The organism is Chloroherpetonaceae bacterium (genome assembly GCA_033763895.1).
In the GTDB taxonomy this organism is placed as follows: domain Bacteria; phylum Bacteroidota; class Chlorobiia; order Chlorobiales; family Thermochlorobacteraceae; genus JANRJQ01.
The window spans coordinates 326,061-351,064 of sequence record JANRJQ010000014.1 but is presented as its reverse complement, the minus strand read 5'-3'; the positions used below and the strand labels follow the sequence as shown (position 1 = coordinate 351,064).

Here is a 25,004-nt window from a genome sequence, read left to right as displayed (position 1 = left end):
TCTTCGATCTGATTTCCATTCTTTTATGATGATTTTTTGAGGATTAGCCCTACTCTTCCTTTATCTTTTTCACCATCCGGCTTATTTAATAAGGCTTGCACAATAGGTTCAAACCCAATGGACTGCACCAATTCAATGAAGGAGGGAATCGGATGTGAATCATAATAAAAGATTTCCCCGAACATTTCATCGGTAAAGGGCTCAAGGTCTTCTTTACTTCCGCCACTTGTGATCAACACAATTCCGCCCTTTTCCAAATGCAGAAATGCTCGGCGTAAAATGCTTTCGTGGGTATGCCTTGGCAAATGAAAAAGCGAATCCCAAATTACAATGCCGTGATACTGTGAACTGATTTCATAGGATTCCATTGGCGCACAAACAAAAGTGGCTTTTGGAAGAATCTTTTTTGCGATGGCTAACTGTGATTCCGAACAATCAACCAACGTAAGTCGATGACCTCTTTCAGCGAGTTTTTTTGCGATTGGAATTCCGGTCCCGCATCCTAAGTCAAGGATTGCCGCAGATTTAGGAAGTTGAGCAAGGAATTCGTCGAAAAGAAGTTTATCCATAGCGGGTAGGGTTGTTCTTGCCTGATGCCACTTTTCGACGATTCGATTATAATTCTGTTGATAATCCTTATAGGCAAGTTCCGCTTGATTCATTGTTATTCTCTCCCTTCGTTTTTTTTAATTGCTATTGGATTTTTTCCATTTCTGAAATGTACTCATCCAGTTTTTTTTCTTCGTCATACTTCAAAATTTTTTCTGCATAAAGGTTTCGAACGGTCGGGGCTTTCTTTTTTAGGGCTCGATATACCCGCACAATGCTTTCCATTCCTGCCATATTGGCAAGATGCTCATCCACATTTTCCTTAATTTGGGAAAAGTAAACCGTTTTCCCGCCCATATACGCTCGAATAAGAATTCGATTGACTTGGTTTTCAGAGTCTTCCATAAATGGCTGTAAAAGCCGACCGTCGATAATGATCATATACGGACATTTCTCTATCCAATTCACAAAAAAGGTGGTTCTTTCTTTGGTGTAGTGCACTTCATGCATCGGATTTTCTTCAAACGCCGCAACCCGTTCTTGAAACAACTTTTCGAACAAGAGCACATCTTGTGCGGTTTTCCAAGTTTCGGGGTTGGTTTCCACAGGGCTTTGTGCAAATATTGAATTGCTTATGAAAAGTAGAAATACAAAAATGAGACAGAGGATTTTCATAGGAATATTTTGTGATAGATATAGATTGATGAGAAAATTGAGAATTTAGTTTTTACGATCTCTCGTTTTCAAATAATGAATTCCCTTTTTTTTGAAATATTATTTTTTCTCCTTCTATGAAGATTAATTATTTAGCATTGCTTTTCAAATTGAAATTGGAATTCTATCTCACTTTTTCTTATTTCCATTTCAATTTCTCTTCGACTCTTCATTTAACCGAGAGTAAATTTCCAGTTGGGCTCTACTTTTTACAAGCTCTCTTTCTTCTTTTTCATCAATTTGGTTTTTGCATAGCCACCGCCTTTTTTCGGTACAACGAAAAAAGTCGGAAAGGTTCTCTATCAGTTGAGATTTTAATCCTGCTTCTTCAATCGGTACGGCCACTTCGATTCGTCGAGAAAGATTTCGTGTCATAAAATCGGCTGATGCAATCCACACGCTCCTTTTCCCTCCTTGATAGAAATAATAAATTCTTCCGTGCTCCAAAAAGCGGTCGATAATTGAAATCATCTTCAAGTTTGGATGTTGCGATGGAGGGATTATACAAATTCCTCGGATAATTAATTTTACACTTACTCCCTTTCCTGCGGCCTTGATAAGCATTTTTGCCATTTCACGGTCTTCAAGACTATTCATTTTGATGATAATTTCCGCCTTTTTGCCTTTTTTTGCAGCGTTAATTTCTTCTTGAATCAATTCATACAGATTATCTCGCAATCCGTGTGGGGCGACCATTAATTTTTCAAAAGCCACCGATCTTTTTGGCGTTTCGATTTGTCTAAATACCCGCGAAATATCGTCTGTGATTTCCCTTTTCGCGGTAAAAAGGGCGTGGTCGGTATAAATCTTCGCTGTTTTTTCATTAAAATTTCCGGTACTGATGTAGGCATAATTTACGATTTGTGATTCTTCGCGTTCAATGAGCAGAATTTTTGCATGAACTTTAATTCCCGGTATTGAATATAGCACCGTTGCGCCGGCACGCTCCAATTCGCTTGCCCAATAGAAATTGGATTCTTCATTAAACCGGGCTTTGAGTTCAAGAAACGCAACCACTTTTTTCCCGTTTCTCGCTGCGTGAATCAACGCTTCAACGACTTTTGATTGAGTTGCCACACGATAAAGTGTGATCGAGATTTTTTTCACTTGCGGGTCTATCGCAGCTTCATTCATTAAGCGAAGGAGAGCATCAAAGGTTTGATAGGGATAGTGAATTAAATAATCTTGAAGTTGAATCGACTTAAAGATGCTTTCAGCAGTTTCTAAAGGGTGTGGCAGCGGCGCGAGTGGCGGCTCCTGAAGTTCATCTTTCCCTAAAGTCGGGAAATTTAAGAAGTCACCGAAGTTATGATATCGGCCACCTTGCACCCACTCTTCTTTGCGAATTGAAAAGACATCCCGTAAAGCTTTTTGCATGCGCTTTGGCATTTCAGCATCGAAAAGCATTCGAGAGGCTTTCCCGATTTTCCGGTAACGGACTTGCGATTTTATTTTTTGATACAAGTTTCCACTATGCTCGTCCTCAATATCAACATCGGCGTCGCGTGTGACCTTAATGGCATAGGCGCCACGAACAATATATTGCGGGAATATATCGGTTAGGGAAACGCGAATAACATCATCTAAGAGTATAATTCGCGTCTTTGTCAAATCTTGGTTCTGATTTGGCAAAATGAAAAATCGCGAGAGCTTTTCCGAAGGAATTTTGATGATGGCAATATCTTCACAGGATTCTTCACTTTTCAACTCCAATCGGACGGCCAAGTAGGAACGCTGCGATTGCAAAAAGGGTAAATCGCTTTCCCCTAAAATGTAGATTTGACCCAGTTCACCGATGACCGTACTCTTAAAATAATCGCGCACAAAATTGCCTTCCTCTTCCGTCAACGCTGCTTCGGAAATGATCTCGATGCCATTTTTTTTCAGTTCGGGAAGAATCTGATCTCTATAACAAGACCCGAATTGCTCTTGAAGCCGATTGATTTCTTGATGCAGTCGTAAGAGGATTTCTTGCGGTTCGTCCTCTCCTTTTTCGCGCTTTAATTGCTCCACTTGCTGCTTGAGCGCAGCGATTCGAACGGAATAGAATTCGTCGAGGTTTAAGGAAAAAATGGCGAGGAATTTTAAGCGATCAAGGAGTGGGACGGTTTGGTCTCGCGCCTCCTCTAACACTCTGGCATTGAAAGCCAACCAACTGAGATCTCGGGAAATGAATCGCGCCATTTTCAATTTTTGATCGATTTTTTTTGGAAAATACGCGATTTCGTGTTTCCTATCCTTTAATTATTTCATTCCTATTCTTCTCAGTTTTTCTTGATGCTTGAAGATTTAGCCTAAAAAAATTTATATGGGAATCGATCGTCTTAACATTATTCTGCACACGCTTTTCGCAAATCCGATAATAGGCCATCAAAAAACGGCTTAATGTATAACGGCGAATTCCGCTCATCATAACTGACTTCAAACTTCGGGTTGTCGGTTTCAGCGTCCATTGCTTTATAAAGAAAGAGCGTAATACTGCTGCTATCCGAAACCACTTTCAAATGCAGCCCACCTTGAAACATCACTTGGTCGCCAAGGAACACGGGCGAAGGAAACCGTGCCGCGGTGTAGATGCCTGTAACCCGATCTTCTTTTACCAATTGAAAACTATGCCGCGTGAGCGCTTCTAGAATTAAGTGATGCCGTTCGAGCGTGGGCTTTGTGCAGCGTATCACCATCGGCCGCGCTACGCGAACGCTATTGGCAAAGCCGCACGAAGCACTCCCGCAAACAAAGGTAAGAACGACTGCAAGAGCAAGTGTATTTATTCTGTTTCTCATTTTTATTCTCAAATTTTGTTTAAACCCAAGCGAGGCGCAGTGCGCCTCGCTTGAATGGTTTTATGAGCAAAGTTGCAAAATTATTTGCAAGAGGCTTTCAAGCCTTCGACAACCGGCATAAAATTGCGGCGTTCTCCGATATCAGAGCCTTCGTCGTGGCTTTCTACGGCATAGGGCTTTCCATCACGGTCGTGAACGGTTTGTACAACTACCGTAACGGTTCCGTTGTTATAAACCACGTTAAAGACATACGGCCCACGAACGATCAAGTTTTCGCCGATGCCATTATAGGTTGGCACGCGGTCGGCCTCGATTTCGCCTTTTTCTTCATCATAAACATCCACCGTGTACCGATTTCTCTCCAAAAGCTCTTTGGCTTTTTTCATAAACTCGGCACGCGGCAAATTGCATTGGAATGTCATCGGTTTTGGGGCTGCAGGCTTAAAGGTGTGGCACCCTGTAGCCAGCAAAAATACCGCTGCGCCGATTGCCATCGAGATGTTTCTTACTTTCATACAGTCTCACTTTTTTTGTTAAATAAAGTTACCATTTTTTCCATTTCATCCTTCGTTTCCTATTTGGAAATGCGAAGCGTTGATGTAAATACTCGTGTCGGTTGCCCGGTTATGGCAATGCTTTGCGAAAGTGTTCCTTCAACCGTATTGTCATTCACATAGCTTCCTGAAAAGCTTACAGCGGGCATCGTTTCTCCGGATCCCGAAAACGTCCTTGCGGGCACAATAAAGAAGAAGGTATTTACATTCGCATTACGACCACGAACATCGAATGTGGAGTCGCCACTTACGCCTGTAACTACAACTGTCGATAACGGACGGTTATCAGCCGGAATTACAGCGAGGTTCGTGTCATTTAAGGTTACGCCCGGGAAACGCGTAAAGAAATTGGTGCTGTTCGCATCTTGAGATAAGCGTAAAGTAAAGCGAACATCGGCTTCAACGGCTGCACCAGCGCGAATCACTGTTACGCGAGAAGAGCCGGACCAATCGCCGGTTCCGGTTCTAGGAAAATAATCGGCATCGCAGCCGACGCTTAACAGCACGACCGCGAAAAGTGCGATAAAGCTCAATGATTTGTTTTTCATAAGTTTATTCCTTGTTTTCGTCGGTTATTAAAGATAAATGTGGAATTGGGTAATCACTTCATGCTCTGTTCCAATGCGCTGCATTCCGCCCAAGAGTTCACGACCCGGTTCAACACTGATGGCGCGGCCATAAATCGGGCGTGGACGCCAGTGAAGTGTAATCTTTGCATTTTGCCCCGAAAGAATCCAATTGAGCCCAAGTTCCGGCATAATAAATGCTTCAGCTAAGCGATCGAAATTGACATACGAAATTGCGGCATAAGGCTGCAATCTTCCCCAACCTTCGGTGAATTCATACGGTAACAAAAGTCCGTTTTGCATGTAGAGCACGGTACCTGTTCCGTGAACCGGAAATCCGTTTGCAGGGCCATTGAATTCCGGTTGCTGATAGAGCGCAGCATTTCCGGGATTGGCTTGAGCAATGGGAAGGAAGCCGATGTTGCGTACATAGTTTGGACCGAAGTTTAAGCGGTAGAACGCTCCGTGCGATGTCCAAGACATTCCCTTCGGATCAGGCGAGCCGTCGGCTTTTTCTTCAAACGGCAATTCCATAAAATAATCAACCGCAAAGTGGAATTGATTGGTATAGGATGTATCGATAAAGGCTTCACGAACCGCATTTACATCGCTTGCGCTGAGTGTATTCCACGCATTAAAGGCTCCATAAAATGCGTTGGAATTGAGCGGGCTACCGTTTGGATTGCTGTTCAAAGGTGCTGCACCCGGTCCGGTGGCCGTTGTGGTTGGAAAAATGCCAGCATTTAATCCATTTACAATGGCTGTGCGATTTGCGGTTGAAAGGCTATTAAAGCGTGCAGCTGCTCCGCTTTCACGTGAAAGAACTTGGTTTAAGATATCTCTTGCATTTCCTTCAGGGCGAGAGAGGCTCCAGTGAGCTCTTGGGTGAAACATAAATCCTGCACCGATATTGAACACCTTCTTGGTTCCCAAATACGAACCCACCATAAAGGGAAGGACGGCCGATTCTTGTTCCCAGAAGTCGTAATTGACATAGGCTTGATAAAGCAATCGGTTGTTATCTCCGGCCCATTGCGCAATGTTATAGGCGTTTGGCAAAGTGGTGAGTCCAGCTGCCCAGTTGGGTGGCGTTGCACCCGTTGCACCGGCAATACCCGGGTTTGGAATAGCGAAAGGTTTTGTTAAAACGGCGCGATAGTTCAATTTGCCGATAGAGCCTTTGGCATAGATCCCGAACATACGCGCAAATTGGTCGGTCGCATCTAAGGTGACCCAACCATAAGCGGGTGAATCGTAGCCGAGGAAGTTAAGTGTTGCCCAGTTGGTTTGGCGAGAAAGCCCGCTCCAAGTGAGAAGACCGGCACCGATGTAAAGTTCTCGGCTCCACTTGAATTCTGTCCAAGCATCGTGAACAAAGGCGCTTTGGCGTTTACCGTCGGTAAAGTTATCAGCCCCTGCAGCAAGCCCGAATCCGCCGCTGTTAAAGGTTTGGTTATTGACCCCGATAATCCAGAATACCAAAATGCGCTCGCCAATTTGCCCGTGAAACAGCATACGCGAACGGCGAATGGCGATATCAAATGCGGCTTGCTCGTTGGGGTTGTTGACCGAAGCACTACCCGGGTTTTGGGTCATGAATCGCGTTTGAATTTGCGACCACATCAAGAGCCGAATAAAGCTCGTGCTGTCTTTATTCAAAAACACTTTGATTCCGCCTCCATAGCCATCCATCCCTTGCGCAACGGCGTTTTTTCCGCTCACTGCTAAAGCGAAGAGAATGAATAGCGCGATATACAATCGTCTCATATATTCCTCCAAAAAAATGTTATTAATGTGATGTTGTTTGTCATAGAAAAAATTCTACGCGGGTGTTCCGCGGTACTCCAAAGAACAGAAATGCCAGTTTTGTTGCTTTATTCTTAAGGCAACGAAACGCGTTTAACTTACAAACCGGAAACAAAAGTTGCTTTCATACATTACTGCAAAACTTCTCTGAAAGCTTAATTTTTCTTGGTATTTGAAGGAGCTAATGAGGGAATTCTCAGGCGAAATAAGGATTTTTCTTAATGTCATTCGAAATTGATTTAATGTTCTTTAATGTTGTACTTGCTGTGAATATAAAAAAATATTTTACTCTTCAAATTTTTTTTAAATTTTTTTTTTAGAAAGGTAAGTTATTAAACAACACCACTTGAAACTGCTCTCGAGAGGTCGTTGAAAATACTTGAGACATAAACCCGATTTCAACTCTTATATAGTCCGAAAACGCATATCCCACTGCAAGATATAGCCGAGTTCGATCATACAAATTTCTTTCGCCATTTATAAAGATCTCTGCGTATGTTGAGCCGTAAATGGTCCCTTTGGTCATTGTTCCTTGGTTGAGCGGATAGTTCAAAAAAAGAAAGTAGCGAAAGCGCTGACGAAAGTCATCTTGAAAAATTCGTTGCTCTGCTCTCACACGATGCGTTATGAATAATGCGCCAAGCCTTTGGCGGAAAATGTACTGTTCAAAGATGCGATGCTCATCCACCACACGGCGATTATCGGTGCCGGAGATATACGGCTCAGCACGAATAAATGCATACCCTAGAAGCACATTGTGATTGTTCGGTTCAAGATTATATCCGATTCCTGTGCGCAGAAGCAATTGCTCAAGGTCGCCGCCTAAATTGAAATTGCGATACTGCACTTCATTATGCCAATTCCACTTTTCGTTAAGGGCTTGATTACCGAAATAGATATACCAGTTGCCGATATCGGCAGGCTGGGCGCGAAGTGTCATCGCTTGGAATGTCAATAAAAGTAAGACAAACCCAATTGAATATATCTTGACCTTGTAAATTGGAGTAGAGAAAAAAGTTGTGGAAGAAATTTGAACACGTATGCTTCTTTGAATGCGGTGTATGGTGATTTCGGCCATTCTCGATGCCGATTCGAACGCCATTGAATGATGCTGTTACTTCTTTGCTCCTGCGAACCAAGTACAACAAAACCGGAGAGGTTTAGGCATATTCATTGCCCAACTTCGAGGGATGCTTGAGGGGAATTATGCTAAGCGGTTTTTACTTCAGCGTTTACTTTTTGATTCAAGTGATATGAAACCGCTAAGAGTGTAAACGGGATAATCATGAATAACATTCCCGCACTTGCGCCATCCACCATTAAATTTGAATAAACCGCGCCAATGAGGTCAAAGCAAAGCCCAGCGTATGCCCATTCTTTGATTTTATCGAATTGAGGTATCAGGATTGCAGCCGCGCCCAAGACTTTAGCCACACCAATAAACGGAACAAAATACTCAGGATAGCCCAAGTGCCCAATAAATGCCACCGCTTCGGGTGTTTTGATGACATCGAATATCGCCGGAATACCCATAAATCCCGCAAAGAGACTTGTTGCAACCCAGTAAAAAAGCTTACGATTCTTCATTGCATTTTCTTGTTTTGTGTTAGAATCTTATAGTATTAATTATTTTATTTTAACTCTTTGTTCTTTTATAACTCCGGTGCTGGTCAATTTTCGCTTCGCCCAAAAGAACATTTTTATGGTGAGCACATCATATATCAACCCGATTCCAAGAACAATCACGGTTAGGAACAACCCCAACAGTTTGAAATGCCCGAAAAGAAATGCCCCTGATAATCCACCGATGAGAAAGAAAATGATGATTTGAAACCGAAGCCGAATTGAGCCAAAAAGCCTTGTGCGTTGCTCAGGTTGCTTGTAAAAAATGAGTTGGGAGATTTCTATTCCAAGATCAGTAAAAAGTCCGGTCAGGTGTGTTGTGCGTACCACAGAATTTGAAATTCGTGTGACGAGTGAATTTTGCAATCCCATCGCAAATAGGAGAATGATTGCCACTGCATTTGGTTTCCACTTGGTTAATCCATCTCCAAAGATTGCCATTCCTAAGAGAATAAGGCTTTCGGCAATAACAGGATAAACAAAAAGTCTCTTTTCATTTCGCTTTTCCATCCACTCCACCAACACGTTTGAAATGAACGATCCAACAAAAAATGACATAATGAATAAGAAGAATATAGCACTTTGATACACATCTCCCTGAAAAACCTCTTCTACGAAATACGCAAAGTGCCCGGTAACATTGGTTGTCAGCTGTGCAACAGCAAGAAAACCGATTGAATTTACCGAACCGGCAACGAATGAAAGAAACGATGCAATCCTTAAGTTATGAGCGTAGGTTCGCAAATGACCGTGTTGGCGAAACATAAATCCTTTTTTTTCTCAATTATATCCAATCACAAAATATCCTTTGGAAGGTAATTGAATTGATTATACTCTCACCAAAAAATTCTTCAACACGAATATATTACGTCGTTTAAATGTAACTGGGCTTTCGACGATTGTGATGGCTTTTAAGCTTTCAATGCCCGAGACAAAATACGGGGACTTGAGCGGCGGAACATTAAAAACCACATCGGGCGGTTCGAGATTCAGTTCCAAGCAGAGCGCCTCGACAATCGACGCCAAAAGCGCATCCAAGGGCGTGTCTTCAGGAATGAAATCCTCAGCAAGCGCAGGGTCTTTGGCCTTGCGGAAATCATCGACAAAATCCATTATATACACCATTTGGTGCTTCGGGTCGGAGACAATCTTAAGCTTCGTTTCCTGAAGGGTTTGTCTTTTCATGTTTGATTTCATCAAAGAGTTCTTCTATAAAAAAACGTGTTGCCGCTTTTATCTGCGCTTTGGGATAGTATTTCATCAAAAGATCAAAAACAGTTTCGCTTAAATTGATTTTCTCCTTCCGAATTAGAAACTTAAGATCATCTTTGTCATTGGTATCTAACCGTGCGGCCAATGCTTTCATCGCGATGAGATATTCCACTGAGGGAATAAAGAGTTTAAGATGAGAGTATTCTTTGTAGATTTCCTTTGGATGAGGAACAAGGAATCCTTTGACTGCATCATTGAGCCAATTGTCATCAAGACCTTTGCTTAGGCTGACTTCCTGAATGGCTTCACGGAATTCTTTTGTTGGCGCAAAGACGGCATCGACATCTTTTGTCGCAGGCCTTGCATCATACGCAAGACACATCACCGTTCCACCATAAACACAACATTCCCCTGAAACATCCTTTTTTGAAAGCACTTCGTTAAGTGCTTCCATTGCACTTATAATTTCTTCTTTCGTCATTTCTCATGAAGATGAATTCCTTATACACTCCTCAAGGCGTCCACCACTTTCATACGACTTGCGTGAATGGCTGGAAGCACGCCGCCCAAGAAGCCCATTACCAAAGAGAAGATAAGCGACTTGATGATGACCGACGAGCTAAGTGAAAACTTAAACTCCGTTTCATTAAACGAATCAAAGTTGGTGGTTGAAAATGAGACTGTTGTCAGCACCGAGGCAATGATGAGGCCCACGAATCCACCCAAAAGCGCGATGGTTTCGGCTTCAAGCAAAAATCCGATAACGATTTCCCAGCGCTTAAACCCAATAGCTTGCAGCGTTCCGATTTCTCGTGTGCGATTTGCAACCGCAGCATACATTGTAATCATTGCTCCCACAATCGCTCCGATGCTAAAAATAAATGATACCATCGATCCTAAAATGCCGACAAAGGTTGCAAGGTTTTCTGATTGATCGGCATAAAATTTCTTTTCGCGTTTTACTTCGAGCTTCAAGCGGTTATCAGCATCGACGGCTGCTTTGAAAGCATCGAACGCGGAAGCATCGCTGATTCGTGCGGTGAAGGAAGAAAACCCGTCGCGACGAACAGCTTGCTGCGCTTGAACGACATCGCACCAAATTTCGGAATCAAACCCCGAACGACCGGCATCGATAATGCCGACAACAGTCCACTTGCGCTGAAAGAAATTAATCGAGCCTCCGATTTCCATATTTTCGAATAGCCGCCGAACGCCACTGCCAATCACGATTTCGGTTGTACCCGGTGTAAACATTCGCCCTTCCGCAAGCTTGATATGATCTCTAATTTCTAATACCTTTTCGCTTGTGCCACGCAGCGTGACATTTACCTTTGTGCTTGTTCCCTTTTTTGGCAGCGTAACGAGCACGACGCCCTCGGCCATACAGAGCGGGTCGCCTTTGGCATCTTTTTCAATTCCGGCAAGGGTGCGCAAAATGTTGGCTTGCTCACGATCGACACCACTGGTTGTTTCTGCAAGCGATGCCTTTTGAATAACGATGGCATTCTTTTCTGAACCTGTTCCAACCAGCGTTGTACGAATTCCTTCGGTGAGCATCTGCACGGCGGTAAAGACAAAACCAACCAAGGCAATCCCGATGATGGTAAACACCACGGTTCGGCTGCGAATGATGACGTTTTTGAGCGAGTATTTAATTGGAATTGGCATTTGAATTTTTACTTGTTCGTTACTTTATAATTTTCATTCATGCGTGTCACTTCACCCGCGCATTAAAAATCGGTGCGCTCTTCTATGAGTTGCTCACGACCTTCGGGTTGATTGAGCCTGTCGAAATTAACCCGAAGTCAGCGTGCGTACAGTGGTTTCGACAAGCTCAACCACCTCAATTTCTTGAATGATGCAAAGAACATCTATTTGTCATTTCTAGCATTATAGATGCTCGTCAAGCTCGCACCGAGAAATCTCAGTTCTTCCGCACACCAGAGATTTCTCACTTCGCGCTGCTTCGTTCGAAATGACTCCTTCAAATGAAAGGCTTGCTTAATTCCGGACAAGTCGGAATGACAAACGCCTTTAATTTAGTAAGCGAGCATCATTTCAATCCGCGTTATCCGCGTTCTATTCTTTTACCCCACATCTCTTAAGCCTTCAGTGATTGGCGTCTTCGCGGCGTTGCCTGCAGGAACAAGCCCTGCCACTGCCCCTGCAATGACTGCCGCCACCGCCGAACCAACCACGACAAGCGGGCTGACTTCAAACACAGGGAAGAACATCGCCACGGCTTGACCAAAACCATTGGTGATTGGTGCCGCAATGATTAATCCCAATAGCGCCCCGACAAACGAAATCAGCGTGGCTTCGCCCACAACAAGCGTGTAGATAAATCCGTTTTGATAACCCAGTGTTTTGAATATGGCGTAGTCCTTTAATCGCTCGCGGGCCGACATGCTCATTGTATTGGCAATGACTAAAAGCATAATCGCGATGATGACAAACGACACTGCTTGGAGCGACCCGATAATCGCCTCCGACATTTGAATGAAACTTAATTGAAAAGCACTTTCCGTTTCGGTCAGCGTTTCGTTTGGCGAATTCGCAAAAAGCCCATCGACCGCCGTGCAAACTTTTGGCGCATCATCCGGATTTTTGATTCGAAAGACATACCAGCCCACCTGTCCTGCCGCTTCAGGCAATACGCTTTTGGCTGTTTCATCCAAATATTTCCAATTGAAGATGAACGCCGTTTCATCGACTGAGGGCTTTGACCCTCTGTAAATTGCGCGAACCGTAAAGGTGTAATCGCCCTTGTAAATCGTACCGGTTATAGGAATGCGATCGCCGATTTTCCATCCGTATCGCTCGGCGAGTTTTTGCCCAACAATCACGCCCGTTCGATCATTTAAAAATTCTTGCATCTCTTCGGGTGCAACCACAAACTCCGGATATACCTTGAAGTATGTTTCGGGTTCTACCGCAAACTGCGCAAAGAATTGACTTGGGTCTTTGTATATCCCGCCGAACCAATTGGCGTACGAGACTTCCTCAACGCCTTCAATCGACTTTATTCGCTCTTTGTATGCCAACGGCAATTGAAAGACAATCGACACCGAACTGCGCGAAACCAATCGATTCGCTGCCGATGTCTCTGCACTGACATACCACATGTTGATGGTAGTCCGCAAAAAGACGAATGCCGAAACGGCAATCGCCACACCCATTACGGTAAGCACCGTGCGAAGCTTGTGTCGAAGGAGATTTCGATAAATGATTTTGAATGTCATACCTGATTTAATTTTTTTTTCACCGAGTTCTTACACACTAATTCCCTCATTTTGCGCTCTTCAAGTAATCTCAACCTTTTCCCAAGCCAGAGATTTCTCACTTCCCGCTGCTTCGTTCGAAATGACCTCGCGAAGGGAGTCATTGAGCCCGTCGAAATGCCACCCTTACCGACACGGTGGTTTCGACAGGCTCAACCACCTCAATTTCTTGAATGATACAAAGAGCACTTTTATGTCATTTCGAGCACAGCGAGAAATCTTAGACTTTGTGCACATCCGAGATTTCTCACTTCGCGCTGCTTCGTTCGAAATGACGGCACGAAGAGGGTCATTGAGCCTGTCGAGATGCCGCCCTTCCCGACACGGTGGTTTCGACAAGCTCAACCACCTCAATTTTCGCATGCTTGATTCCGGACAAGCCGGAATGACAAGCGGGGGTTGTATAACTCTTCCCTCTTAACTGACTTACTCTTAACTGACTTACTCTTACTTGTCTTCTGTCAATTCTCCTTTTTCGAGATGAAATCGTTTTGAGGCATAGCCTGCGGCGTGTGGGTCATGCGTGACCATCACGATGGTTTTGCCAAGTTCTTTATTAAGCCGAGTCATGAGTTTCAGAATTTCATCGGCCGAATTGCGGTCAAGATCTCCAGTTGGTTCGTCGGCCACGATGACGGTTGGGTCGGTGGCAACGGCTCGCGCAATCGCGACGCGCTGCTGCTGTCCTCCGGATAGTTGATTCGGGTAATGATCTTTGCGATCCGAAAGATTCACCAATTGCAAAACCTGCTCGACCTGTTGCTTTTTCTTCTCATTCGACATTTTCAGCAACCCAAGTGGCAGCTCGACATTTTCAAACGCAGTCAGTACCGGAATGAGATTATAAAATTGAAAAATGAAGCCGACATGATTCGAGCGCCATTCGGTTAGTTGATTGGCGGAAAGCGAAGAGAGATTATCGTCGCCGACTTTCACCGTACCGCTGTTGGGCGTATCAATGCCGCCGATGAAATTGAGCAGCGTTGATTTTCCCGAGCCCGAAGGCCCCATCAGCGCGACAAATTCGCCCTGCTCAATCTTCAAACTTAGCCCGTTTAGCACTTTAAGTGTTTCGGTTCCACGGGTGTAGGTTTTCACGACGTTTTCGATGCTGATGAATGACATATGTTTTTTGTTTTTATTTCGATTTAATTTATAAGTAATTCTCTAATTCTACAGCATTAAAAACCATTTCATTGGTAATTGAATTACGTTTCTCACAAGCGTTGGGCTTTCAATCCCATTTGAAATTACTACGCCATACCGGCTTTTGATTTCTGAATTTTCAATTTGCCGTGATTTTCTCTTTGTTGCTCCCACTTCGATAATTACAGGACTATCACGCGTTTCTATAATGAAATCGGGATTGGCTTCGTGTGAGCCGCTTGTAAATGAGATGAGGGTATCAGCCAAAAAAAAAATTTTTTTTAAGACCATCACCACTGTGTCTTCAATTAGTTTGCTTTGAACCTCTGGTGTGAGAGGTTCACCGAGCAGCTTAATGAGTAGGGCACGCCGAAGCGAGGGCGACATAAAATATCCTTTTCGGTTCTTCATTATTTTTGAATGAATTCCTCCGTATGGCATAAGAATATGAAGGAGTTCCGCCTTTGAGAGAAGTTCCAAGTAGTCACTGATTTCTTTGGATTTAACCCCAATTAAACTCGCTAATTTTTCAGGATTAATTTCATCGGATGCAGCAAGCCGCAGTAAGAGCCGTTCAATTTTTTGAGTATCACTTCTCTCTTTATTTAATGAAGGAATATCCGTATAGATGATGCGTTGAATTAAGTCTTGGAGTTGCACTGTGGCGGCGCTTCGATTGTTGTAGAATAACAGGGCGGGAAAATTTTGATAGTCGATATATTTTTGAATATCCTCGTCGATATTTTTTTCTCGTGATCTTAAAAAGTCTTCGATCGGAATTTCTAAGGCTTTAAGCGCATTCAATGCACCCGCGACAGTCTCACTATAAAACAGCGCATTTTTCAACGCATCGGAAATCCCTTTTGAAGGAAGTTCTGATTTTTTTTTCTTCTCGCTCAGTTGAATTTTTGCAATACAATACTCTGTAAATGAAAAGGGATATACTTTTTTGGTCAGCATCCGCCTTGCCAAGTCGGCCGTGCTTTGAAGCAGCAACGCCGAAGAGCCTGTAACGGCAATAAATGCCGAGCGCGCTTCTTCAAAAAGTACTTTAAGCGTGATGCTCCATTTGGGGTCGTCTTGAATTTCATCAAAAAAGAGAATGAGGGGTTCTTTGTATTCACTAAACCGTTTTTTCAGAATTTTTTTTTGAAAAATATCAAGGGCTAAATGAAGGTCTATACCCATTGAATTGAGGGTACTGACATTAATGAAGTAAATATTTTCGATTTTATCGTGGCTGATTTCTTCGGCTAATTGCCACAATAGGGTTGTTTTACCCACGCCTCGAAGCCCAGCGAGCGCGACCATTCGGGGTTCGTAGCCGTTTCTATAAAATCCTTTTGCTAATTCTTTTAATTCTTCAAAAATGAACCTTTGAGGATACTTTACTTCAGTGATTGGATGATGGAGTTTAACTTGAATGTCATCCCTTTTTACTTTAGTGCTTTCAAGGTATGATTCTAAAATATTTTCCATACACGTTTTCTGACGATTTCACTTATGCTCACTCGCTCACCTTATCACCATCGCTGAGCACTTTGGGCGGGTTCAATACCAACCGCTGACCGGCTGTTATTCCCGATTTCACTTCCACTTTTTCGCCCATCAATCGGCCTGTTCCGATTTCTACCTTTCTTGCCTTGCCTTCTTCAACAATAAACACCACTTTCTTTCCCTCCACTGTGGTAATAGCATCAAGCGGTATAGCTAAAGCCGCCGTGGTATCCGACGCGATTTCCTTTTTCTCTTCCAAGAACAAGACCTTTGCGCTCATTTCTGGCAACACGCGTTCATCCAACTGCTTGAATTTCACTTTGGTGAGAATCGTGGCTTTGCTTCGGTTCGCTGTTGGAACAATCGCGGAAACGGTTCCTTCATACTGCACTTGTGGGTATGCATCAAGCGTGATGAGGCACGGCAAGCCTACTTTTACTTTCGCAATGTTCGATTCCGAAACATCGGTTTCAGCTTCCAATGTGGTCATATCCGCTAAAGACACCACAAAACCACGCGATTGCACCGAACCTGAAATGGGCGAAACCACCTCGCCAATATCCGCTCCTTTGGTTAGAATGGTTCCGCTGAAGGGCGCGACAATGCGCGTGTTTTGCAATTCTACCTCCGCTGCTTGCATGCTTGCTTCGGCAGCTTCGACATCGGCTTTCGCTGCCTCTGCCTTTGCCGCTGCAACCCGATACCGGTTTTTTGCTTGATCAAATTGCGATGCCGAAATTCCACCTTCCGCAAATATTTTCTGATTGCGTTCAAGTTCCGATTTCGCGAGTTCCGCTTCCGCTTCTTCTTGTATTTGCCTTGCTCGAAGTGCCAAGAGCGCACTCTTTGTTTGCAAAAGCCTTGCCGAAACATCGGCATCTTCGATGCGTGCAATTAAATCACCTTGCTTGACTTTATCGCCTTCCTTCACACCCAACCACACCAAGCGCCCGGTTGCTTTTGAAGCGATTGACGCTTTACGCTGCGGTACGATATAGCCCGATGCCGTGAGCGTTCCGGTTTGTGCGCTTCGTGCGTTCGACATTTCAACGCGAATGGTCTTAACAGCCACCGGTGCTTTGAGTGTATCTTTGAGAAAGAAAAACCCAATAATCACAACGATGACAATTGCAGCGATGATGCCCCATTTCAACAGTGGTGATGTTTCTGAAGACTGTGGCCGTTGTGCCGTCGTAGGGCTTTTGTCTATTTTCAGACTGGATAAGTCGTTCATTCTTATTTTAAATCGCTTTTTTATTTTACAGTTCTTTTACTGCTTTCAATTCTTCCTTATGAAGTTTCGGGTAGCTTTCTAAAATGTCTTTTTCTCTCCACCCATTTTCAAATAATTCTAAGATGAGTTCAACCGAAAGTCGTGTTCCTTTAATGACGGGTTTGCCCAATAGAATCTCTGGGTCGGAAAGAATGTAATCTCTCCACATATTAGTTCTTTTCAAAATTTATCGATTGCTCTTTTTGTATCTCCGATTGGCTTTCGCCGAGAAAGATATTCCACTTTCCTTTCACACTGAGCGGGCCGTTTGGAAGGGCGCTTTTCTCAACTTTCCACTCAAAGGTTTTCTTTCCTTTCGCATCGATTTTCAGTTCACGAATTTCCATCGTGAACATCATTCCCTCGTATTGGTCGAGCACCATCGAACCGCCGTGAAGTATCTCCAAATGTAACGTTGGATTCGCAGTTTGGAGTGTTAATTCTGTATTCAACGGGTTGATTATTTCACCTGTTACTTTTACGGTATTTCCCTCGTCTTGAAGCGCAAGCGTTTGAATCAATCGGTCGCCTTCGAATCGCGCGGTTTGGTTGACTTTAATCTCTTTTTTTTGCACTGTTTGGATTTCTTTGCTTGAGCATGAGGAAAGGATTAGAATGAGTATGAGAAAACTGTTTTTCATTTGACTTAGATCGTTTGTTTGAGTGCTTGAAAAGATTTTTTGGGGAATTCTCTTTCGATGAATATTAAAAAGTTAACCAAAAATTTTCTTATTTAACTTTAGTGCCACTAAACTTAAATAAGGGGTTTCTTATTTAAGTTTGGCACTCTAAACTTAAATAGTGGGGACTATTCGCTGTCTTACATTTCTTTTATTTCTTTGGCACCAGTTCGTTGGTACAACGATTTTCCTACTCGGGTGATATGGTCAATTAAACTTTGAGAGGTAAGGGAATTGAAAACGGAGAGGTCAATCATATAGGGCATATTGAGATCGTCAAGCGCAAGCCAAACTTTGCTTCGAATCGCTTCAGTAACTTCATTCCCAATTAGGGTGATATCGATATCACTTCCCTCTCGATGCGTGCCTTTTGCTCGCGAGCCGTAGATAATCACTTGCTCGATTTCGGGGAATTGAGTAAACACACAAGTCATTTTCCCTACGGTTTCTTCAGAAAGGCCATAGGTCATTGGTAGGTTTCCATTTTTTTGTGAAAGTCTGAAAGCAATGGATAATACTTTTCTCTAATCTTTTTATACTCTTGGTTAAGAATTTCTTCGAGATAGGAATGTACGGTTTTGTTTCTTGTTTCAATCATTTCCATCCAGACTTCCCCATTTGTAATTATTCCATTTTGAAATGCAAGTCTTACTGCATCTTTTGAGCCAATGATTTCCCGAATTCCTTTTTCTTCCAAGAAGTCCTTCATAACTTTCCACGAGAGTTCGTGTGTAAACTCAAATCGTTGAATAATTCCTTCCTTTTCCAAATCGCTTGGATTTGAAACGGTTTGAATCGCTTTTTCTAACTGATGAAAAGCTTTTGAAAAATTTTCAAATCGCTGTTTCCAACGTATATCCTTTTGCAAAAAATTACCTCTTTCATTTTATTTTGAAGAAATATTCATTCCATTTTTCGATTCAATCGTTTTTATGTTGGAGAAATTTCAATTTACGGGACTATTTCAATATCTAGAACCAACTTGAATCTTTTGCCATTTTCATCATATACATAACGGTTTTCTTCATAGATATTGGTTAGCAATTCTGCTTTGTAATTGCCGGGCTTTAATCGATTCGCTGCTACACTCCAATTATTACGAAGCGTATCATTTTCATCTATTTTAATCTCAAAAATTGGACGTTGAAATAAATAGCCATCCCATTGACCAATCACTTTTTTTTCAGATTGATTAATATTAATATCGAATAATGGCCCAGTATAAAATACACTGCGCTTATTTCTTATGTTTATGAAAAATGATTGAAACCGAATTGTATCATTCGATCGAAACACCGACTGATTCCTATTGCTTAAGCCAGACTGTAACTCAAATCTCACTCGAAATCCTCCGCTAATTGCTTCAACTTCTCCGTTTCCAATTGGATTTTCGCACCCTAAGAATGAAACCCCAATGAGAACCACAATTGTAAATAGTACCTTTTTCATCGTTTCTTCCTTTCTCTTTTATTTCAAAAACTCATTATTATAATTTTCTTCAAATTTTTTAACATTCACCTCCCCAAATGCACCAATAAAATAGACACATCCGAAGGAGTTACGCCCGAAATGCGCGAGGCCTGCCCAAGCGAAGTTGGTTTCACTTTCTTGAGTTTATCTCTTCCCTCGGATGATAGCCCGTGAACCCGATCGAAATCATAAACTGTTGGAATCACAACATCTTCCAATCGCGAAAGCTTTTCGGCCGTCTGCTGCTCGCGGCGCAAATACCCTTCGTATTTCACATCGATTTCCACTTGCTCCAATACTTTCGGGTTTTTGCTTATGGCCTCCACCTTCGCTTTCAATTCCGGCAATGCGCCTAAAAGTGTCGCAAGTTCCACTTCCTGCCGTTTCAGAACTTCAATCGCCCTCGGATTTTTTATAAAAGCGGAGCCGCCTTTCGATTCAATCAATGGATTAATGGCGGACATTTGAAGTAGTTCCGCTTCTAAAAATCGCTTGAGCTCCACAATTTCCGATTCCTTCTGCAAAAAGCGCTGAAAGATTTCAGGCTTGACCAGCCCAATCTCGAAGCCTTTTCGGCGAAGCCTTCGATCGGCATTGTCTTGCCGTAGCGAAATTCGGTATTCGGCCCGTGAGGTAAACATTCGGTACGGTTCATCCGTGCTTTTGGTGATGAGGTCATCAATCAGAACACCGATATACGCCTCGTTCCGTTTGAGAATGAATTCTTCACTACTGCCTTTTGAGGATAGCGCCGCATTGATTCCGGCCATCAGCCCTTGCGCGGCGGCTTCTTCGTAGCCCGAAGTTCCGTTAATTTGTCCGGCGAAATACAGCCCTTTCACCAATTTTGTTTCAAGCGTGGGCTTCAGCTGATGCGGATGAAAGTAGTCGTATTCAATTGCATAGCCGGGGCGAATCATTTTTACATTTTCCAGTCCGGGCACGGTGCGCATGCCGGCGAGTTGAATTTCTTCGGGGAGCGAGGTTGAAAAACCGTTCACATACATTTCGTTGGTGTCGAATCCTTCAGGCTCCAAGAAAAGTTGGTGACGATCTTTATCGCGGAATCGATTCACTTTATCTTCGATGCTCGGGCAATAGCGTGGACCCACGCCATCGATCATCCCGCGAAACATTGGCGATTGGTCGAAACCGGATTCAAGAATTTTGTGCGTTTCTTCATTGGTATAGGTGATAAAGCACGAGATTTGCCGTTTTCCTTGAAAGCTTTGTGAATCCGTTTCAAATGAAAACGGCTCGATTACTTCGTCGGGTGCTTGAACTTTAACCTTTGAATAATCCACGCTTCGGCCATCGATTCGCGGTGGTGTTCCGGTTTTCATTCGACCTGAGATGAACCCAAGTTCTTGAAGCGATTCCGTCATTCCGAGAGAAGCCGGTTCTGCCATTGTTCGCCCGCCGGAGTAATTTTTGAGTCCAACGTGAATTTTTCCGTTCAAAAAAGTCCCGTTCGTGAGTACCACAGTTTTCGCTGTAATTTCTTGATTGCCGCGAATGATGACGGAGCGAATTTCACCGTTTTCGGCTTTGATACCCAGAACGGAATCTTGACGCAAATCGATGAGCGGCTCGGCTTCGATGAGTTTGCGCATTTCAATGGAATACCAAACCCGGTCGCACTGTGCACGCGGGGAATACATTGCACTGCCTTTGCCGCGGTTGAGCATTCGGAATTGAATTCCGGCTCTATCGGTGACAACGCCCATCGCGCCGCCGAGCGCGTCGATTTCGCGCACCATTTGGCCTTTGGCAACACCGCCGATGGCCGGATTGCACGACATTCGCCCAATCGCCATTAAGTCCATTGTAATCAGCAAGGTGTGCTGCCCCATTCGTGCGGCGGCAAGCACCGCTTCGCAACCGGCGTGGCCTGCGCCCACTACTATCACATCGTAATCTCTATTCATTTCGAATACTTATTTTTTTCTATTAATTTTTGGTTTTCACCATTATCAATTAACCCTGTATCATTTCCCAGAGCTTTTGGGTCGTATTCCAGTTTCGGATAGTCACGGCGTGGGTGATTGATTTTTTCTGCAAATAATCAAGAGCAGATTTCGTCTCCAACGCTCTATTCCGAGTAAAATAGATTACCCCGTTTCTGATTTCTGCCTTTTCAACATTCAGATTCAGTGGAATGTTTTCAAAGATTGATTCCGCTTTAATTCCGTGCTTTAGAAATAGGACATCGTATTTGTAGTTCTCTCCATCGATTCCAAATTTCTCCGGCTTTTTTTCCACAACGCTTCGAATTTCCTCTTGTGGCAAGATTATTAAGGTAGAATCGTATTGAAATGCTATTCGCAAGGTTTCTTGCAATTTTTCTGTAACGGATTCCCTTTTCTCCGAAGTCGTGAAGATTAAATTCCCACTTTGAATGTATGTTTGGCAATCAAGGAAACCGCATCCTTCGGCAGCTTTCCTCAACGCTTCCATTTTGATAATTCGGTTTCCGCCAACATTTATTCCACGGAGAAGGGCGAGATATTTTTGTGGTTTCACGTGAAACATCCCTTAGATACTTCAGAGAAGAAATCCAACCCGAAGGGCATACCACCCTTCTACCCGAGACCCAAAAGAACCGCTTGGGCGGGCTAGAAAATTCGATTCTATCGCAATTCGAATGTGACGCAGAAGAAAAACACCGGCCTCCACGCGTAAACCGAACATTTCCGTGGTTTTGGATTCGCGGACTTTGTTGAACTCCCGTGTTTCAAATGACATTAGATACAGCACAGAAGAACCCACAAAAAATTGTCCCATTTCATAAACTCCACCCCCGCCAAGATACAGCATTTCGCGCTTTCGCTCGCCTTCTTCATCCACGCCCAGAATTCGTGAATTTTCTCCAAACCAATCTGAGCCCAAACTTCCTTTCAATGTGAAGTGATCGGATAGCGGAAAATACCCCGAGAGTTCAGCCCCAAATCCCATCGAATACCCACTGAGATTTCTTCCGGGAGCAATAAGTCCTCCCGAGATTCCCCAGCGCTCGCTTTTCACCAAAACAGAATCTTGTGCAAATCCTTGTGCGCAAAAGAAACCAAAAATTGTCAATGATAGAATTATCAGAGCAATTGCGCTTCTCTTGATCCAGATTTGTTTGAGCATAATTATATTGTCTGTTATAAGTGAAAATCCAAGAGATATACCCCAACCCGAAGCCCAATCCAACTTCGGAGAGGGTCGGAACTAATCTTAAAGGTGTATTCGGCAGCGACATCCAAGATGCCGTAATGCAAGCCAACGGAAGGCTGAAGTCCGAGTCCGGCGCGGTTCAAGAATATCGATTCACCCAGAAGTTTAGATTCAAAGGATGAATACAGGAGTCCCGCGACACCCATTACATAGAAATCGCCAAAATAATACTTCACACCGCCCATTAGAGAAATGGTACGAAGTGTATTTTCAAAGGAGCCGGTTGTTTGAGTCGGAATATTGTCTTTGGCCGAAAATTGCCACAAGCCGATTTCAGCCGCTAAACTGACCGTTTTGGAGAGTACCAATTCGTCCATCAGGAGTCCGCCAAAACCGGTATTATAGTTGCTCATATTTTGCTGAGGGAAAGCAAATCGGGCTGAAATACCAAAATAGTCATCGTCTTTGCTACGTTGCGCATACGAGATTTCCACAATCAAGAGGAGTAACACAGTCGAGACAACCAAATGTCTATAAAAATTATTTCTCATACAGATTTAAATTAGAAATTGAAATGTTTCACGTGAAACTCGATGGATCTAAACCAAAGGCGCGGTTTGAAGGGAAAGGGGCAACTCAAGAAAAAAGGTGGTTCCCTTTCCTTGTCCATCTGACTCAGCCCAAACCTTCCCATTATGCAATTGAACCAATTCCTTTACGATAGAAAGGCCCAAGCCTGTTGAGGATTCGCCGGCCGTTGGACGAGCGCTTAAGCGCGTAAATCGTCCGAAAAGTTTAGACAAATCTTCCTGAGTCATCCCTAAGCCTTCATCCTTAATCATAAGTCTAAGGGTATTTGATTCATCGTTTTTTTTCAGAGAAATCCAAACGGTTTTGGTTAGTGGGGAGTATTTGATTGCATTAGAAATTAAATTATCTAAAACCATATCAAATCGTTCAAGATCAAGGGATGCGAAGAGGTCATCATCACTATCATTATACTCCAATACGATTTGCTTGGCTTGTGCCGCTGGTTGATTTCGTTGAATTGCATCAAGGACAGCGTTCTTCAACGATACGGTGCTTTTATTCAGTTCAATTGAGCCACTTTCAAGCGCGACGGTGTCGAGCAAGTCTGAAATAAGTCGCAGCATTTTATTGGCACTGACACGAATTTGCGCTGCATAGACTTTCACTGTCGTTGAAATTCGTTCTTCCTCTTCAATGAGGTGAGAAAAACCCAAAACATTGGTTAATGGATTTTTGAGGTCATGAGAAGCGATTCCTAAAAATTTCGTTTTAATTAAATTGGCATTTTCGGCATCTTGCTTCGCGCTCAGTGCCTTTTCTTTCTCTTCTTCTAAAAGGGTATTAAGTGTTTGAAGCCGAAGGTTTTGTTTCCGTTTTTCACGATAATTAAAAATGATGATCGATACAAAAATTACAATCAAGAAAATTATTGCTGATAAAATGTAACGGATGTTCTTTTCAGTTTCGGTTTGTTTGGTCAGATACTCAATCGATGCCCTTCTTTTCTCCGACTCATAGGCCAATTGAAGGACTTGCATATCTCGCTTCGTAATTGCGCCGGAAATGGAATCGGCGATTTCGGAATAGCGAATATGATAGTGATAAGCCGAACGAAAATCATTAAGAGCTGCATAACATTTCGCCAAAAGCTCAGCGCTATGCTGTTGATGCTTGCGAAACTTGATTCTACCTGAAATGTCATAAGACAAGCGGGCGCGTTCAATCGCTTTGGCGTAATCGCCACTCAAAAAATACGCTTGTGCAATGTTTAAGTGATTGGTCACCACCTGTGCCAAATCTAATTTTGCAATTTGAAGTATCTCGGTTGAACGCGCATTAAATTCAATTGCCTTCGCGAAATTCCCGGATTTCAAATGCATTTCACCAATCCGAGAAAGTGCATTAGAAATACCGATGGTATCACCAAGCGCTTCGCGAATCGATAAACATTGTGTTAAATATTGCTCTGCCTCAACAAAATTCTTTTCGATGATTGAGACTTCGCCCAAACGTATCAAAGCATAAGCCACTCCTCGGCCATTCTTTAAAGAATCAAAAATAGCATAAGCACGCATTCCAAATTCTTTCGCTCGCTTATAGTCACCTTGCAGTTTGTAGAGATCGCCAATGTTATTTGTTGCATACGCATACTCAATTCGATTTCCGGTTTGCTCCGCATGTGCCAGCGCGGTAAAATAGGAAGAAAGCGATTTCGCATAATTGCCAAGGTTTCGATAGATGACACCAAGATAATTGTTAGACTGAATTAACCCGCGTTCGTAACCCAGCGTGACTGATAACGATTCTGCTTGTACAGCATAATTTATTGCGAGCAACATTTCATCACCACGAAGTTCCCACGCCAGTTGGTTCAATAAAAGAACATAGCCTGTATCAACATTTCCTGACAAGGAAATCGAGGCAACTAATTTTTTTAATGAGTCAATCTTTTGAGGTTGGGACAACCCCTTCTCTACTCCAAAAAGGAAGAGAATCAATACGAGTAGTAAACGGGTTTTCATCATTGAAGAGAAAGAAGCTATGACAAATTTAACACTGTGTCAAGGCTAATCATTCAAATGTTCTTGGGTATGGAAAACTCACCCAAAAAAAGTCTAAAAAAATTTCTCCATTAAAGATTTAAAGCACAAATGAAAGTAA

The 25,004-nt window shown here is 43.1% G+C and carries 28 protein-coding genes; 1 reads left to right on the top strand and 27 read right to left on the bottom strand.

Features of this window, described 5'->3' with window-relative positions; all coding sequences use genetic code 11:
* Positions 1-23 precede the first annotated feature (23 nt).
* From SFU91_15320 to SFU91_15255, 14 genes are all read right to left on the bottom strand, one after another.
* Entirely contained in the window at positions 24-662 is a 639-nt protein-coding gene (locus tag SFU91_15320) for a class I SAM-dependent methyltransferase (protein MDX2130405.1), read from the bottom strand.
* A 31-nt stretch (positions 663-693) separates the two neighbouring features.
* Complete coding sequence (locus SFU91_15315; GenBank protein MDX2130404.1) at positions 694-1,224, bottom strand: hypothetical protein; 531 nt, start codon at positions 1,222-1,224, stop codon at positions 694-696.
* Between the two features lie 189 nt (positions 1,225-1,413).
* Complete coding sequence (ppk1, locus tag SFU91_15310) at positions 1,414-3,447, bottom strand: polyphosphate kinase 1 (GenBank protein MDX2130403.1); 2,034 nt, start codon at positions 3,445-3,447, stop codon at positions 1,414-1,416.
* Positions 3,448-3,593: 146 nt separating this feature from the next.
* A complete protein-coding gene (locus SFU91_15305; GenBank protein ID MDX2130402.1) occupies positions 3,594-4,046 on the bottom strand; it encodes a hypothetical protein in 453 nt (150 codons plus the stop codon).
* 80 nt (positions 4,047-4,126) lie between these two features.
* Positions 4,127-4,561 carry a hypothetical protein gene (locus SFU91_15300; protein MDX2130401.1) on the bottom strand — a complete coding sequence of 145 codons (435 nt, stop codon included), beginning with the start codon at positions 4,559-4,561 and terminating at the stop codon, positions 4,127-4,129.
* Positions 4,562-4,620: 59 nt separating this feature from the next.
* Positions 4,621-5,148: a hypothetical protein gene (locus SFU91_15295; protein MDX2130400.1), complete on the bottom strand. Its 528-nt coding sequence runs from the start codon at positions 5,146-5,148 to the stop codon at positions 4,621-4,623.
* A 27-nt stretch (positions 5,149-5,175) separates the two neighbouring features.
* Positions 5,176-6,933: a hypothetical protein gene (locus tag SFU91_15290; GenBank protein ID MDX2130399.1), complete on the bottom strand. Its 1,758-nt coding sequence runs from the start codon at positions 6,931-6,933 to the stop codon at positions 5,176-5,178.
* 355 nt (positions 6,934-7,288) lie between these two features.
* On the bottom strand, positions 7,289-8,074 hold the full coding sequence (locus SFU91_15285) for a DUF2490 domain-containing protein (protein ID MDX2130398.1): 786 nt from the start codon (positions 8,072-8,074) through the stop codon (positions 7,289-7,291).
* Between the two features lie 107 nt (positions 8,075-8,181).
* On the bottom strand, positions 8,182-8,559 hold the full coding sequence (locus tag SFU91_15280; GenBank protein ID MDX2130397.1) for a DoxX family protein: 378 nt from the start codon (positions 8,557-8,559) through the stop codon (positions 8,182-8,184).
* Between the two features lie 39 nt (positions 8,560-8,598).
* Positions 8,599-9,360, bottom strand: a complete 762-nt coding sequence (locus SFU91_15275) for a YoaK family protein (GenBank protein ID MDX2130396.1) — start codon at positions 9,358-9,360, stop codon at positions 8,599-8,601.
* Positions 9,361-9,423: 63 nt separating this feature from the next.
* Positions 9,424-9,780, bottom strand: coding sequence for a hypothetical protein (locus SFU91_15270; protein MDX2130395.1), 357 nt, complete (start codon positions 9,778-9,780; stop codon positions 9,424-9,426).
* Positions 9,746-10,288 (bottom strand): hypothetical protein, encoded by a 543-nt coding sequence (locus SFU91_15265; GenBank protein MDX2130394.1) that lies wholly within the window; start codon positions 10,286-10,288, stop codon positions 9,746-9,748. Before SFU91_15265 ends, SFU91_15270 begins: the two co-directional genes overlap by 35 nt.
* A 20-nt stretch (positions 10,289-10,308) precedes the next feature.
* Complete coding sequence (locus SFU91_15260; GenBank protein MDX2130393.1) at positions 10,309-11,475, bottom strand: FtsX-like permease family protein; 1,167 nt, start codon at positions 11,473-11,475, stop codon at positions 10,309-10,311.
* A 419-nt stretch (positions 11,476-11,894) separates the two neighbouring features.
* Positions 11,895-13,049, bottom strand: a complete 1,155-nt coding sequence (locus SFU91_15255; GenBank protein MDX2130392.1) for an FtsX-like permease family protein — start codon at positions 13,047-13,049, stop codon at positions 11,895-11,897.
* Between the two features lie 232 nt (positions 13,050-13,281).
* Here SFU91_15255 and SFU91_15250 point away from each other — a divergent pair, with 232 nt between their 5' ends.
* Positions 13,282-13,509: a hypothetical protein gene (locus tag SFU91_15250; protein ID MDX2130391.1), complete on the top strand. Its 228-nt coding sequence runs from the start codon at positions 13,282-13,284 to the stop codon at positions 13,507-13,509.
* Positions 13,510-13,535: 26 nt separating this feature from the next.
* Here SFU91_15250 and SFU91_15245 read toward each other — a convergent pair whose 3' ends face one another.
* The 13 genes from SFU91_15245 to SFU91_15185 all read right to left on the bottom strand — a co-directional run bounded on the left by SFU91_15245 (position 13,536) and on the right by SFU91_15185 (position 24,868).
* Entirely contained in the window at positions 13,536-14,213 is a 678-nt protein-coding gene (locus SFU91_15245; GenBank protein ID MDX2130390.1) for an ABC transporter ATP-binding protein, read from the bottom strand.
* A gap of 48 nt (positions 14,214-14,261) precedes the next feature.
* Positions 14,262-15,713, bottom strand: coding sequence for an AAA family ATPase (locus tag SFU91_15240; GenBank protein MDX2130389.1), 1,452 nt, complete (start codon positions 15,711-15,713; stop codon positions 14,262-14,264).
* A 28-nt stretch (positions 15,714-15,741) separates the two neighbouring features.
* Complete coding sequence (locus SFU91_15235; GenBank protein ID MDX2130388.1) at positions 15,742-16,965, bottom strand: efflux RND transporter periplasmic adaptor subunit; 1,224 nt, start codon at positions 16,963-16,965, stop codon at positions 15,742-15,744.
* 25 nt (positions 16,966-16,990) lie between these two features.
* Positions 16,991-17,188 (bottom strand): DUF433 domain-containing protein, encoded by a 198-nt coding sequence (locus tag SFU91_15230; GenBank protein ID MDX2130387.1) that lies wholly within the window; start codon positions 17,186-17,188, stop codon positions 16,991-16,993.
* Positions 17,175-17,645: a hypothetical protein gene (locus tag SFU91_15225; GenBank protein ID MDX2130386.1), complete on the bottom strand. Its 471-nt coding sequence runs from the start codon at positions 17,643-17,645 to the stop codon at positions 17,175-17,177. Before SFU91_15225 ends, SFU91_15230 begins: the two co-directional genes overlap by 14 nt.
* Before the next feature lie 179 nt (positions 17,646-17,824).
* Positions 17,825-18,154, bottom strand: coding sequence for a nucleotidyltransferase domain-containing protein (locus SFU91_15220; protein ID MDX2130385.1), 330 nt, complete (start codon positions 18,152-18,154; stop codon positions 17,825-17,827).
* The gene (locus SFU91_15215; GenBank protein ID MDX2130384.1) at positions 18,151-18,552 is read right to left on the bottom strand and encodes a nucleotidyltransferase substrate binding protein; all 402 of its coding nucleotides are present in this window, start codon (positions 18,550-18,552) and stop codon (positions 18,151-18,153) included. Before SFU91_15215 ends, SFU91_15220 begins: the two co-directional genes overlap by 4 nt.
* An 83-nt stretch (positions 18,553-18,635) precedes the next feature.
* Positions 18,636-19,133 (bottom strand): hypothetical protein, encoded by a 498-nt coding sequence (locus SFU91_15210; protein ID MDX2130383.1) that lies wholly within the window; start codon positions 19,131-19,133, stop codon positions 18,636-18,638.
* A 65-nt stretch (positions 19,134-19,198) separates the two neighbouring features.
* Positions 19,199-21,082 (bottom strand): tRNA uridine-5-carboxymethylaminomethyl(34) synthesis enzyme MnmG, encoded by a 1,884-nt coding sequence (gene mnmG / locus SFU91_15205; protein ID MDX2130382.1) that lies wholly within the window; start codon positions 21,080-21,082, stop codon positions 19,199-19,201.
* Positions 21,083-21,131: 49 nt separating this feature from the next.
* Complete coding sequence (locus SFU91_15200; GenBank protein ID MDX2130381.1) at positions 21,132-21,677, bottom strand: DUF1697 domain-containing protein; 546 nt, start codon at positions 21,675-21,677, stop codon at positions 21,132-21,134.
* Between the two features lie 21 nt (positions 21,678-21,698).
* Entirely contained in the window at positions 21,699-22,286 is a 588-nt protein-coding gene (locus tag SFU91_15195; GenBank protein ID MDX2130380.1) for a hypothetical protein, read from the bottom strand.
* 14 nt (positions 22,287-22,300) lie between these two features.
* Positions 22,301-22,864, bottom strand: coding sequence for a hypothetical protein (locus SFU91_15190; GenBank protein ID MDX2130379.1), 564 nt, complete (start codon positions 22,862-22,864; stop codon positions 22,301-22,303).
* 48 nt (positions 22,865-22,912) lie between these two features.
* Positions 22,913-24,868, bottom strand: a complete 1,956-nt coding sequence (locus tag SFU91_15185) for a tetratricopeptide repeat-containing sensor histidine kinase (protein MDX2130378.1) — start codon at positions 24,866-24,868, stop codon at positions 22,913-22,915.
* Positions 24,869-25,004 lie beyond the last annotated feature (136 nt).

Coding starts and splice junctions, on each gene's coding strand:
- SFU91_15275 (MDX2130396.1), bottom strand. CDS start 9,360: ATGTTTCGCCAACACGGTCATTTGCGAACCTACGCTCATAACTTAAGG.
- SFU91_15280 (MDX2130397.1), bottom strand. CDS start 8,559: ATGAAGAATCGTAAGCTTTTTTACTGGGTTGCAACAAGTCTCTTTGCG.
- SFU91_15320 (MDX2130405.1), bottom strand. CDS start 662: ATGAATCAAGCGGAACTTGCCTATAAGGATTATCAACAGAATTATAAT.
- SFU91_15220 (MDX2130385.1), bottom strand. CDS start 18,154: ATGACCTATGGCCTTTCTGAAGAAACCGTAGGGAAAATGACTTGTGTG.
- SFU91_15255 (MDX2130392.1), bottom strand. CDS start 13,049: ATGACATTCAAAATCATTTATCGAAATCTCCTTCGACACAAGCTTCGC.
- SFU91_15270 (MDX2130395.1), bottom strand. CDS start 9,780: ATGAAAAGACAAACCCTTCAGGAAACGAAGCTTAAGATTGTCTCCGAC.
- SFU91_15210 (MDX2130383.1), bottom strand. CDS start 19,133: ATGAAAAAGGTACTATTTACAATTGTGGTTCTCATTGGGGTTTCATTC.
- SFU91_15295 (MDX2130400.1), bottom strand. CDS start 5,148: ATGAAAAACAAATCATTGAGCTTTATCGCACTTTTCGCGGTCGTGCTG.
- SFU91_15285 (MDX2130398.1), bottom strand. CDS start 8,074: ATGGCGTTCGAATCGGCATCGAGAATGGCCGAAATCACCATACACCGC.
- SFU91_15190 (MDX2130379.1), bottom strand. CDS start 22,864: ATGAGAAATAATTTTTATAGACATTTGGTTGTCTCGACTGTGTTACTC.
- SFU91_15300 (MDX2130401.1), bottom strand. CDS start 4,561: ATGAAAGTAAGAAACATCTCGATGGCAATCGGCGCAGCGGTATTTTTG.
- SFU91_15235 (MDX2130388.1), bottom strand. CDS start 16,965: ATGAACGACTTATCCAGTCTGAAAATAGACAAAAGCCCTACGACGGCA.
- SFU91_15240 (MDX2130389.1), bottom strand. CDS start 15,713: ATGGAAAATATTTTAGAATCATACCTTGAAAGCACTAAAGTAAAAAGG.
- SFU91_15260 (MDX2130393.1), bottom strand. CDS start 11,475: ATGCCAATTCCAATTAAATACTCGCTCAAAAACGTCATCATTCGCAGC.
- SFU91_15250 (MDX2130391.1), top strand. CDS start 13,282: ATGTCATTTCGAGCACAGCGAGAAATCTTAGACTTTGTGCACATCCGA.
- SFU91_15195 (MDX2130380.1), bottom strand. CDS start 22,286: ATGCTCAAACAAATCTGGATCAAGAGAAGCGCAATTGCTCTGATAATT.
- SFU91_15185 (MDX2130378.1), bottom strand. CDS start 24,868: ATGATGAAAACCCGTTTACTACTCGTATTGATTCTCTTCCTTTTTGGA.
- SFU91_15265 (MDX2130394.1), bottom strand. CDS start 10,288: ATGACGAAAGAAGAAATTATAAGTGCAATGGAAGCACTTAACGAAGTG.
- SFU91_15290 (MDX2130399.1), bottom strand. CDS start 6,933: ATGAGACGATTGTATATCGCGCTATTCATTCTCTTCGCTTTAGCAGTG.
- SFU91_15245 (MDX2130390.1), bottom strand. CDS start 14,213: ATGTCATTCATCAGCATCGAAAACGTCGTGAAAACCTACACCCGTGGA.
- SFU91_15315 (MDX2130404.1), bottom strand. CDS start 1,224: ATGAAAATCCTCTGTCTCATTTTTGTATTTCTACTTTTCATAAGCAAT.
- SFU91_15225 (MDX2130386.1), bottom strand. CDS start 17,645: ATGAAAAACAGTTTTCTCATACTCATTCTAATCCTTTCCTCATGCTCA.
- SFU91_15305 (MDX2130402.1), bottom strand. CDS start 4,046: ATGAGAAACAGAATAAATACACTTGCTCTTGCAGTCGTTCTTACCTTT.
- ppk1 (MDX2130403.1), bottom strand. CDS start 3,447: ATGGCGCGATTCATTTCCCGAGATCTCAGTTGGTTGGCTTTCAATGCC.
- mnmG (MDX2130382.1), bottom strand. CDS start 21,082: ATGAATAGAGATTACGATGTGATAGTAGTGGGCGCAGGCCACGCCGGT.